The sequence below is a fragment of the Paenibacillus massiliensis 2301065 = DSM 16942 genome (genome assembly GCF_000377505.1).
Lineage (GTDB): Bacteria > Bacillota > Bacilli > Paenibacillales > Paenibacillaceae > Paenibacillus > Paenibacillus massiliensis.
Genome location: NZ_KB898188.1, coordinates 140,654 through 152,605 on the forward strand (window position 1 = coordinate 140,654; position 11,952 = coordinate 152,605).

An 11,952-nucleotide genomic window follows, 5' to 3' on the forward strand; every position below is an offset into this window, starting at 1 on the left:
CACAATTGGTGTTAGTGCCCACTACTTTGATAACTGTTGATGCCTGCATTCCAGACCAATTTAGCTAGAACTATCATAAGCAGACCTACGAACAGCGTCCCATATTTGAGAGCAGGAAAAAACATTGTTTCGTTCTTGTCAAAGAAATACGTTGCAGGAAAATAGGCAACAAAACCATAGGGTATAATAAAGGTGAGTAAGAATTGTATAAAGCGGTTGTATATTGTCAGAGGATAGGTTATAAAATTTCGGAATCCATAGATCATTGCATTTACAACTGTAGTTGATTTGGTGAACCAGAAGCTTAAGGAAGAAGTTATGATCATTATGGAAGCTTGGATCAAAACACAGCCAATAATAGTAAAAAACAACATAATAACCTTACCTAAACTCCATATGATTCCGAAACGATCTAAAAAAGCCAAAAACAATAAGAGGGATAATATAATGTGGGCAATAAACAAAGGTGAGAAATTCTTTAGTACGAGGTGGAAGAAAGTATCTAGCGGTCTTGTGAGTAGCGTGTCAAAGGTACCATTTTGGACCATTTCCTCTACCTTACGACTAGAATCATAGATGAACAATCCAGTTATTCCATAAGATAATAAATTCAAGATAAAAAGAAAGAATATTTGGTAAAAATCCCAACCTTGCAAAGTAGTTATGTTCCTGAATAGCATCCAGATATTTATTATTGTGACTCCATACGCAAAAAATTGGACGAGTATATCTGCAAAAAAAGCAAATCGATATTCAGTCTGTGCTTTCCAATGAGCAACCATAAAACGAAGCACAAGTTTTATTTTCATCTAGCTCTATCCCCCTTGAATAGTCAGCTTTTTAATCCCCTTCTTATAAATCAATTTGGATAAAGAATAAACAGCTATGATCCAAAAAAGCTGAATAAAAAGACCCACGTATATATCTCCTATGCTTAGCTTCCCAAGGGCCAATGATATAGGAAAAAAATACAGGTAAGGGAAAGGAGAGAATTCAATCAAAGCAGAGAAAAATTGTGGAAAGAACCATAAGGGAATTACTGATCCAGAAAATAATGTAATACTGCTATCTATTAAAATATTCAGATTTCCAATCTTCTCATACCAGAAACTAAGTAAACCCACACAATAAGTTAATAAAAAATAAAGTATAGATACATTGATGATACTTATCAAAAATAAAAATAGTGTACTAAATTGGAAAGAGAATTGGATTCTAAACAAGAAAAAACCTATACCAGCCACTGGGATCAGATTAAAAAAAAATCGATAAGTAGAACTACCAGCATACTCAGCTGATAAATAGCCAACGAGACTGATAGGTCTTATTAAATCCGATGCTATTTCTCCAGTTATCACTTTTCGACCAATTCTATGAACAGCGCTCCCCTCAAAGTTAGCAAACACTGAAATGCAGGAACTGAGAAACACATACACGATCATGTCATTCAAATCTATATTCCCATACTCCGTATGAAAAGCCTCTCTATTAGTGTATACTGATTTCCAAATATAAATTTGAATGCAGAACAGTAATAGGCTATATATGATTTTTGTGATTGTATTTAATTTGTAGGCATTTAAAGTAAGAAGTGCATTTTTGTATACTTTTAAGTAGAGCAAATATGTATTTTTCATCGCTTAATTGCACCTCTGTATAACTCCCGGATTATATCCTCCAATTCAGCTTCTACAAAAGTTATGTCCTCCACTTCAAATTGATTGAGCACCTCTTTGGCAATTTCCGAAGCCAGTACTTTACTTTTGTCGTAAGTAATCACCAGCTTACCATTGTCTACAGCTTCACTTAGAATTGCCTCTCCAAATCGTCTTTTCAGTAGCTCTTGATTAATACAATCATCTTTCACTTTTGCAGTGATATTTCCACTCCAGTTATAAGCCTCTTTAAGCTTTGAAATACTGCCATCAAACATAATTGATCCCTGATCTATCACAATCACCCTTTTGCATAAAGCCTCTATATCATCAATATCATGTGTTGTAAGTAATAACGTAACTTGACGCAACCGATTAACTTCTCTAATAAATTCTCTGATGCTCTGTTTTACAACCACATCGAGACCAATTGTAGGCTCATCCAAAAAGATGATTTCAGGATTATGCAACAAAGCACAGCATAGATCTGCTCTCATTCGCTGGCCAAGGCTTAAATGTCTTACTGGAATATGAATAAATTCCTGTAGTCCAAGAATTTCATTAAACATCTCTAGGTTACTTTTAAATATAATATCCGGAATTTTATACATGTATTTCATTAATTCAATGGATTCAGATACAGGTATATCCCACCACAGTTGTGTCCTCTGTCCAAAAACAACACCTATTTTGCTGGCATTCTGAATGCGATTCTTATGTGGGATCATGCCGTTGACCAATATTGAGCCCGCAGTAGGAACCAAAATACCAGTCAACATCTTAATCGTCGTTGATTTTCCTGCACCATTCGGACCCAGATAACCTACCATTTCCCCCTTGTTAACACAAAAGGAAAGATTATTAACCACAGTCCGATCCTTGTATCCAGGTTTAAACAGGGTTTTGAACGAGCTTCTTATTCCTTGACCTCTCTCATGGACTCTGAAAGTCTTAGTAAGATGCTCAACTTCAATCTGTGGCATTTATCATCACCCATTTTACATTTTTTGTTTGAATACGCTTGCATTATAATAATTATTATTTTTTATGTCAATGTGCAAAGTCATACAAGTATTTCCAACAATAAAATATAGTTAGTGGTAGATAACTTTCTTTTGGGGAGGATTAAAATGGAAACTATAGGCTTATCAAGTGAGGAAAAGCTGGTGATCCTACTAAGCCGTCTAACCTTTAGTACTGACGATGTTAGAGAAGTTATTGAGCTTATACAAAAACCAATTGAATCGTATACCTTTCTGAACTATTTGACTAAGAATAAAGTTGTCGGTTTAGCTTACGCTAACCTAAAAAAATTGGGTGTTCTTCAGCATGTGCCGCTACAAATCAATCAACTGATGAAGTACTATTACATCGGGAACCAAACGCGAAACAAACTATACCAAGAAGAACTACAGAAGATATTATTGGCATTTCATGCTAAAAAAGTCCCCTGTTTTCCCCTGAAAGGGGCCCTTCTTCTTTCTGAGCTTTATTTAGAGTCAGGGACCCGCTCTATAAACGATATTGATTTGCTCATTCAACTTAAGGACTCCAAGGAAATAACTGATATCATGACCTCATTAGGCTACTTACAAGGTAACTATGATTACAGTACAGGACAGTTACAAGAGCACAGTAGGGAAAAGAACGTGTCGTGGAAGATGAACATGAACACACTTCCAACCTTTGTTAAGTTGAGTGATTCTAAGGAAGTCGAGTTTTTCATGGTTGATTTCAGCTTTAGTTTAAATCTTGATAAGCATATCGAACCAGTTGATGAAATGATTATGCAAGCACAGGAAGGGAAGTTACTTGCGGAGCATTTTCTTGTTCATCTCTGCTGCCATCTATATAAAGAAGCAACGGGGGCAATTTGGATTTACACAGACTGCGATATGAACACCATTAAATTTTGCGACGTTCGGGAGTATATTCTAATACAAATGGATACAACCACCTTGATTCGGGCTGTAGAATTTGCAAATTACTTTGGACTACAACACCCGCTATATTTTACATTTTATTATTTACAAATGTTATATAACGATGGCTATGAAGAAGCACTGATGAATAAATTAGACATTAAGGAATCGGAGTTCGTACACTCACCAAGTAGCGTCCATTCAACAGAGCATTACCGGTGGAAAAAATCATTCTGGAAGCGTCTTTTTGCATTTAGTAACAAAGAAGAGCTAGGAGAAAAATTCAAACAAAATTATAAGAATTTCTCTGAATTTTAAACAAAGGAGTGATATAGATGAACAGCGAGTCAAGTGGTAACTTCCTAGAGCAAACAACTTTCGTAGAAAAACATTTGATTAGTATCATCTCTCAAATTTTGGACGTCCCCCATTTAACATGGCAGGAAGATACCAAGATTCAAGATTTGGGCATGAATTCTATTAAATTCATAAAAATCATCCTTAAAATTGAAGATGTCTTTGACTTTGAATTTGATGATCAAGATCTATATACCAATCGTTTCACAACCTTAAAGGATATGAAATATTATATTTTAGAGCGAATATGATTACAGGATATTGAACCACCACTTTTTATGGACAATCTTAACGCGCACTGATGAATAACAGTGCGCGTTAATAGTCTTAAAATTTCGACGGCTCTGAACTCTTTACTACCTAAAACAAGAGATTTAAACGTTATTTCTTCCAACTATCCTTGAGTGATACTATGCGGTTAAATACATATTTCTCCCCAGTGGCTCCTGAGACAGAACTGAGAATAAAGTAGCCATGCCGTATAAATTGAAACCTGCCGCCTAATTCATAATCTCGCACACAGGGCTCAATCAACGCTTTGCTAACCACACGATGTGAATTAGGGTTGATCCATGCCTCCCAGTCTTCTCCCTCACGGCCTAGCTCAGCATCCGGAAGTAGCAATCCATCGTACAAATGCAGTTCACATTCCATAGCTTTATGCGCTGCAACCCAATGTATAGTCCCTTTTACCTTTCGTTCATTGAACCCACTTCCGCTTTTTGTTCTCGGATCGTAAGTGCAGTGAATTTCTATAATGTCGCCTGTCAAACCATCCCTAACAACCTCATTACAACGGATGAAATAGGCTCCCTTTAGCCTCACTTCAACACCTGGTGAAAGTCGATGAAAACCCTTTACTGGTGTCTCCATAAAATCTTCTCTTTCGATATATAACTCTCTGGAGAACACTACCTCTCTTACGCCCATCTCTTCGTTAACCGGGTTATTCTCAATGGTTAGCAACTCTTCTTCGCCTTCTGGATAATTGAGAATTATGACTTTCAAAGGTTCAATGACTGCCATAATCCCCGGTACTTTCGCCTTAAGATCTTGTCGGAGTGCATGTTCCAGCAATGATATGTCGGCCATAGTTTGCTGCCGCGCCAGTCCGATGCCACTGACAAAATCACGAATGCTTTCTGGAGTAAACCCTCTGCGACGAAGGCCTGAAATTGTGGGTAGTCTTGGATCATCCCATCCTTCAACCAAGCCTGCTTCGACTAATTGTCTAAGATATCGTTTACCAGTAACCGCCCCATTTATATTGATGCGTCCAAACTCCCACTGACGAGGAGGCTCTACAACTTCCAACTCTGAAAGAACCCATTCATATAACGGACGATGGTCCTTAAACTCAGCCGAGCATAAAGAGTGTGTGATTCCCTCAATAGCATCCTGAATCGGATGAGCAAAGTCATACATTGGATAAATACACCATTCTTCTCCTGTTCTATAGTGAGAGGCATGAATAATTCGATATAGCACAGGGTCCCGCAGATTGATGTTAGGAGAATGCATATCGATTTTCGCTCGTAGTACACGCGTCCCATCAGGGTAGAAACCCTTCCGCATTTCTGCGAACAACCTCAAGTTCTCCTCTGCAGTTCGATTACGGTATGGGCTGTCCGTTCCATGCTCCGTCAACGTTCCCCGGGTTCTAGCCAATTCAGAGGGGGGAAGATCACACACATACGCTTTGCCTCGCTCGATCAGACGCATAGCAGCTGCATAGATTTGCTCAGAATAATCTGACCCGTAATAGATATGACCATCAGGGCTGTACCCAAGCCACTCTATATCTTCTTTAATGGACTCTACGTAACTGATGTCCTCCTTAAGGGGGTTCGTGTCATCAAATCGAAGGTGGAAGGTTCCGCCGAAAGCAAGAGCTGTTGCGTAATTTAAATGAATGGCATAAGCACTTCCTATATGTAGGAAGCCATTGGGCTCCGGCGGAAATCGGGTGCAGATTGGACGAGTGAATTTACCACTTTTTAGATCCTCACTAATTAAGGCATCGAGATAAGTACCTGTTTTAGCAAAACCTCTTTCTGTGTCAGCCACATCATAATGATGATCCGCCTCCATAGTAGCTCCTTCACCCGACTTATACACTTCATTGTTTGGAGTTAACTTGAATGCATCTTCTTCTCCGTAAGAATTGGTATTCATTGTCTTCCTCTCCTTAGTGATTAATTACCTTACCTCATGCATCGAATAAAAAAAGAATTTCATCTCCAAGACTTACAGTCTTGGGGACGAAATTCTCGTGGTGCCACCCCTATTCGTCGATATGCTGCTACATCGACCTCATCGGGTACAGAATGTTTGATCTACAACAAAATTATACCCTGTCTCTATAACGGGAGTTCCCGTCTCACCATCCTGTGGCTGACACCACATTCCGGCGAGCCGCTCAGAGCCTTGGTTCAACACCGATTCTTCACCCGTTTCCAGCAACTCGGGCTCTCTGTACAAGAATATCAGCATTTACTCTTCTCTTCATCGCGTTGTCATCCAACCACATTTTACCAAGAAAATACACAAAAAAGCAATATATTCACATATTTATATTGTAATATAAATTCACTATAATTATTCCTTTAGAAGCCTACATTGTATAAAATCATTTCGTATTCTAAACTTACCCCTTCTGTTTATAGAACTCATGATACAGCTTCATCAGGGCACGCTTCTCAATCCGCGACACATAGCTACGACTGATTCCCAGCTCCTTGGCGATCTCACGCTGTGTTCGTTCTTCTCCACCTGTCTCCAGGCCGAAGCGCCCTATCACGACTTCCTTCTCCCGATCATCCAGAATATCCAGATTGCGATAGATTTTGCTCTTCTCAATCTTGAGCTGGACCGTATTCACAACATCGTCTTCTTCCGAGCCGAGGATATCGATTAATGTAATTTCGTTACCTTCTTTATCCGTACCGATTGGATCATGAAGGGAAACGTCCTTCCGTGTTTTCTTGAGAGAACGGAGGTGCATTAGAATTTCATTTTCAATGCAGCGAGCTGCAAACGTTGCCAACTTAGTCCCTTTTCCGGTCTGAAAACTTTCAATTGCTTTAATCAATCCTATAGTACCAATGGAGATCAGGTCCTCAAGATCCTCTCCGGTATTGTCAAACTTTTTGACGATATGTGCAACCAAGCGCAGATTATGTTCAATGAGCATGTTACGAGAATGAGCATTGCCTTCAGCCATCAGCTTCAGATGTTTAGCTTCATCCTGCTCACTGAGCGGCTGGGGAAATGCATTATTCTTGACATAGGAGACGAGCAGAGTCAGTTCTTTAATAAACAGCGCAATTGCGGTAAACAATCCGGGCACAGAGGACACCTCCTGGAAATATGCGTGAGTCGTTCTTTTCCATCACGGCTGGTCTGTTTATTGTATGTGGGCGGCTGCCCATCTGTGCCTGTACGCTACCTAAAAAGAACCCGTCTACAAAATTCATCAAATGATCCATGTCGTACATATAGGAAAGGACGCTTCTTTGCCTACTGAAATTTTTCATGCCAGTCCGGGTCATCAGGATCAATACCACTATTCTATGCTCTTCAAGGATTCAATCATATTGATCTGCGACACTTTTCTTCGCAGTAACAAGTTGGACAAAATCGTGAGCACAAATGCAAGGCACACCGATATGAGCAAGACAAGCAGACTTAATTGGTTAGGAATCTGCTGGTGTGTACTGGATAAGCCCCTGACAACCAGATCGTACATGTACCCACTTATAGGCAGTGCTACCAAAATCGCAAAACTGGTCAGGATGATATTTTCGAAAAATATAAGCCGATGTATTTTATGTTTTGGATAGCCTAACACCTTTAAAGTAGCTAGTTCACGATTTCTTTCATAATATTGATAGAGGATATCGTGTACATCGCTCCAAAGGAGAGAACAACAGCACTAATGATAAACATAATAAAGATAAAACTATTTTGCTTCATAATATACTCTGCCGATTGCCTTAAATCATTCTTATCCGAGATCATATCCACCTGCTGTACTTGCTCGAAGAAGTTGCGTACGGTTGTAAGCTCTGTCCCACTACCAGCTTCTACTAATAACGACATTGGCGAATAATCGATACCGAAGTTACTGAGATAAGCTGGTGTACAGTAGAATGAAGGATTCGAGTACTGAGTAGAAATTTGCAAAACTTCCATATCGACCGTTTTATCAGACAACTCTGGCGTGGTGAACTTGATCTGAATGGTATCACCTTCTGCAATACGGTACTTATCTGCATACGATTTAGGTACCAGTACCCCATTATCTTGCAGTGCCAGCTCATTACCATGATCGTCAAAGAAATGAATAAGATGGTTATCCTTCTCAGTAACTACTAACGTCGCATTCTCATTACGATTTCCTTGAATGAGCTCCACTGGGAAGGCTGACAAATCATAGCTGCTCTTAATACCTTCAGGTAGTTGTAGCATCTCTGGTGAATTTCCCCTGGTGTAGTCAATCTTTAAATCATAGGTGTTTACCACTTCAATTTGATCAGCTACTTGCTGCATAGCCATTTGAGTACCAAAAGCTGTAATTAACAAAACCGTGCTTACGACAATTCCAGCGGAGCTCGCCAAAGCTTTCCCTTTGTTAAGGCTGCCTGCTATGAGAGGCAGGGCTGCTTCAGACACGTACCCAAATCCTGAGGTTCTATGATCCTGTATTTCATTTTTCTTGGCATATTCCACATTCTCGCCCAAAGCGCTGATTATGAACATCTCATTTTTGTTATTTACACTTAACTGAATCTGATCTCCTACTTGATACTGATGCTCTTGAGCGTAATGCGAATCCAGCAAGATTTCATTCGCTTGGTTCGGAATTCGGCCTTCAATGATCGTGGTGTAACTCAGGCTTGCCACAGCCTGCTTGGAAATGCGTTCGTAGTAGACATTCAAATCACTTAAATTATGCTCCTCAAAGTAAGCTTTCGTATAATCACTAAGATCATCACTTAACGTGACCAGACCCGCATAAAAAAAAGCGCCCACCGCAATTACCAGCACAAAAGCAATAAATTGCCCGATGGATTGCCTGATATCACGAATCAATTTTATGAATAGCTTCATCATTACCACTCGATTCCTTCAACGTTCTGCCTGTTAGGATTCATTGTGACGCTTTCAATCTTTCCGCTCTTCACCTTAATAATTTTATCTGCCATGGGCGCGATCGCTGAGTTATGTGTGACCAGTACAACGCATTTCTGAGTTTCTTTGTTCAGGTCTTGAAGAAGTTTTAGGACCGATTTCCCCGTAACATAATCCAAGGCGCCGGTTGGTTCATCGCACAGAAGAAGCAACCGATTTTTGGCAACGGCTCGCGCGATCGCTACGCGCTGTTGTTCACCACCCGAAAGTTGGGAAGGGAAGTTCATCATACGATCCTTTAGCCCCACTTTGTATAGGATGTCTTTAGCATCTTTTCTCGTTGAATCCCGTAATATCCTTGTCACCAACCCACACTTGTCCAGCCGTGGCTGTATCCATACCGCCTAGAATATTCAGAATTGTACTTTTACCTGCACCACTAGCACCCAAGACTACAACGAATTCTCCCTCCATGATTGAGAAATCTACGCCAGCAAGTGCCTTAATTGTCACCTCTCCTACGGAATATTCTTTCGTCACAGCTTTGAATTCGATAAGCTTTTTCACTTCGTACATCTCCTCGTAGTGCTTTTATGAACCTGGTTTGACTCGATTTCCAATGGTAAGGAGACGGATAAGTCAAACTATGCTATGGGGAATTCTTCTCTTATGTAGTTATATTTTTTCTCAGTTTTGAATTTAGCTTATATTTTAATTAATGGAATTATAATCCATACTTTGAATTAATCATACCATATATGGAGTCTAATTACAGGGAAAACAGATAGAATTTCATATAAAGACGTACTATGAGTTAAGTCAAAAATTTTCGTCTTACTGGATTCAATGCAGTAGAATAATGACATCAAAAAAAATGGATAAGGAATATATTAACTATCCCTCGTCCATTTTCAATAAAGCTATTATCTTCCTAAACAACGATTAATCTTGTATAACTCAAGCCGCTCTGTTCATAACACTGGCAGCCTCTCTCTTATTACGATAGGCTCCAAAGTAAATCAGAGAGACAAATACCGCACCACCCACGATGTTTCCTAGCAACACCGGAACAAAATTTGAAAGATAATCTCCCCAGGTCAGGTTGCCTGCGAAGATGGCTGCCGGGATAACGAACATATTGGCCACCACATGCTGGAAACCGATAGCCACAAATGCCATGACCGGGAACCAGACTCCTGCGAATTTCCCTAAGGAATCCTTACTGCCATTTGCGATCCAGATAGACAGACATACGAGCCAGTTACAGCCAATCGCCGAGATGAAAGATTCCATAAATCCATCCTTCACCTTCGCCTGAGCAATAGCCAGCGTCTTCATCAGAAAGTCGCCTTCTGTGAGCCCCACGACATGTCCGAAGAAAAATGCGACAAAGATCGCACCCACGAAATTCATGATGAGCACAACAATCCAGTTGCGTAGTACATCATAAAGGCGAATTTTGCGCGCGAACCAGGCCATTGACATCGTCATCATATTGCCTGTCAACAGCTCTCCTCCCGCAAGTATAATGAGCACCAATCCTAACGGGAATACCGATGCACCAATAAATCCGGCGATAGAGCCCCATTCCTTAGGTGCTGTTCCAATGACTCTGATGTCGAGGAGAAATCCAAGTGAGATGAATGCTCCCCCCAGAAACCCAAGGAGAATCAAGGACAACCATGTGAGCTGTGCTTTTTTCACACCTGCCTCTGCGGTGAATTCCATAATTTGTTGTGGTGAATTATATCCCATGGCTGACCTCCAGATTGTATATCATGAAAGCACAAATAACCCTCATGAAGTTATGCTCTGTTATAGACTCTCTTCAAGCTAGTCGTGACACTTGAGGAATCTTGTAAGAGATGACTTCCATGCTGGTTAATTTCCCTACACAAACTATAGGGGAACCAAACAAGCTGGTTACCGGGTAGTTTAGAGTAAAGACAAGTCCTTGAATGTACTCCAAACGTAATGCATAAGTACGATGCGTTGTTCTTCTGCAAAATCAAGATTATTCCAGAATTCAGATTTTGTCAATAATGTGACATGTAACTCGCCAGAAAAGTTCTTATATTTGCCTCTTTACATCTACGATTCTCTCAGGATGTGTATAGACATTGCAAGTGTCATTACGAATAAAACCTACGGTCGTAATACCTAGCTGCTCTGCAAGCTCCAACGCTAGCGCTGTTGGCGCAGACTTGGAGAGGACAATCTCGCAGCCAATCTTCGATACCTTCATCAGGATCTCAGAAGATATCCGTCCACTGAATACAATCACCTTATCATTGAGGGCTAGTCCCTCTTTCAGACAATGACCATAGATTTTATCCAGAGCATTGTGACGTCCAATATCGCATCTAGCCAGCAATATCCCCTGTGAATCACACAAGGCTGCATTGTGCACCCCACCGGTGCGGTGGAACAGATCCGTCTGTGCGAGTACCTCATGCATCAGCTTGAAGCACTCCTGGAAGGACAGCCTGATATGAACATCATCCATACTTTTTGCTGTCCGCGCATCGTTGAAGAATACAAATCCAGGGCGGCTCATGCCACAACAAGAAGTAATGTAACGCTTGGTGTACATCTGCTTATGAAGAAGGCTAGGCCGCTGAGTTCGAACATGAACAAAGCCGGCCTCCTCCTGTACCCATAAGTCCTGAATATCGCTATAGTCCTTAATGATTCCTTCTGACGCTAAATATCCAACAGCCATGTCTTCAATATACTCCGGTGAGCATATCATCGTGGCCAGCTCCTCCCCATTCACTTTCACCGTGACGGGGTGCTCGGTCACAATCAGGTCATCCTCTGCAGCTACCTGGCCATGTTCATAACGAATGACACGCTGTGAACGCTGTAGTGGTAAACTCATCGCA

9 protein-coding genes, 2 pseudogenes and 1 other annotated feature are annotated in these 11,952 nt (G+C 40.5%); of the genes and pseudogenes, 2 read left to right on the top strand and 9 right to left on the bottom strand.

The genetic code is table 11. The features are described 5' to 3' along the window. Positions 1 to 11 precede the first annotated feature (11 nt). From D328_RS0109540 to D328_RS0109550, 3 genes are read right to left on the bottom strand one after another with little or no spacing between them, the layout of a single operon-like run. Positions 12 to 809: an ABC transporter permease gene (locus D328_RS0109540; RefSeq protein WP_018884769.1), complete on the bottom strand. Its 798-nt coding sequence runs from the start codon at positions 807 to 809 to the stop codon at positions 12 to 14. 6 nt (positions 810 to 815) lie between these two features. After that, on the bottom strand, positions 816 to 1,637 hold the full coding sequence (locus D328_RS0109545; RefSeq protein WP_018884770.1) for an ABC transporter permease: 822 nt from the start codon (positions 1,635 to 1,637) through the stop codon (positions 816 to 818). Next, positions 1,634 to 2,638, bottom strand: coding sequence for an ABC transporter ATP-binding protein (locus D328_RS0109550; protein ID WP_018884771.1), 1,005 nt, complete (start codon positions 2,636 to 2,638; stop codon positions 1,634 to 1,636). Before D328_RS0109550 ends, D328_RS0109545 begins: the two co-directional genes overlap by 4 nt. A gap of 147 nt (positions 2,639 to 2,785) precedes the next feature. Here D328_RS0109550 and D328_RS0109555 point away from each other — a divergent pair, with 147 nt between their 5' ends. Both D328_RS0109555 and D328_RS0109560 read left to right on the top strand, forming a co-directional pair. Beyond that, positions 2,786 to 3,895, top strand: coding sequence for a nucleotidyltransferase family protein (locus D328_RS0109555; RefSeq protein WP_018884772.1), 1,110 nt, complete (start codon positions 2,786 to 2,788; stop codon positions 3,893 to 3,895). 17 nt (positions 3,896 to 3,912) lie between these two features. Continuing rightward, the gene (locus D328_RS0109560; protein ID WP_018884773.1) at positions 3,913 to 4,185 is read left to right on the top strand and encodes a phosphopantetheine-binding protein; all 273 of its coding nucleotides are present in this window, start codon (positions 3,913 to 3,915) and stop codon (positions 4,183 to 4,185) included. A 130-nt stretch (positions 4,186 to 4,315) separates the two neighbouring features. Here D328_RS0109560 and D328_RS0109565 read toward each other — a convergent pair whose 3' ends face one another. From D328_RS0109565 to fdhD, 6 genes and pseudogenes are all read right to left on the bottom strand, one after another. Further along, entirely contained in the window at positions 4,316 to 6,109 is a 1,794-nt protein-coding gene (locus tag D328_RS0109565; RefSeq protein WP_018884774.1) for a glutamine--tRNA ligase/YqeY domain fusion protein, read from the bottom strand. Positions 6,110 to 6,188: 79 nt separating this feature from the next. Next, positions 6,189 to 6,452, bottom strand: a binding site (T-box leader). Between the two features lie 129 nt (positions 6,453 to 6,581). Beyond that, positions 6,582 to 7,283 (bottom strand): RNA polymerase sporulation sigma factor SigK, encoded by a 702-nt coding sequence (gene sigK, locus D328_RS0109575; protein ID WP_018884776.1) that lies wholly within the window; start codon positions 7,281 to 7,283, stop codon positions 6,582 to 6,584. Positions 7,284 to 7,499: 216 nt separating this feature from the next. Next, positions 7,500 to 9,046: pseudogene (locus D328_RS30015) on the bottom strand (ABC transporter permease). A 2-nt stretch (positions 9,047 to 9,048) separates the two neighbouring features. Then, positions 9,049 to 9,634: pseudogene (locus D328_RS30020) on the bottom strand (ABC transporter ATP-binding protein). Positions 9,635 to 10,024: 390 nt separating this feature from the next. Then, a complete protein-coding gene (locus D328_RS0109590) occupies positions 10,025 to 10,822 on the bottom strand; it encodes a formate/nitrite transporter family protein (protein WP_018884777.1) in 798 nt (265 codons plus the stop codon). A 316-nt stretch (positions 10,823 to 11,138) separates the two neighbouring features. After that, positions 11,139 to 11,948, bottom strand: a complete 810-nt coding sequence (gene fdhD, locus D328_RS0109595; protein ID WP_018884778.1) for a formate dehydrogenase accessory sulfurtransferase FdhD — start codon at positions 11,946 to 11,948, stop codon at positions 11,139 to 11,141. Positions 11,949 to 11,952: the final 4 nt, after the last annotated feature.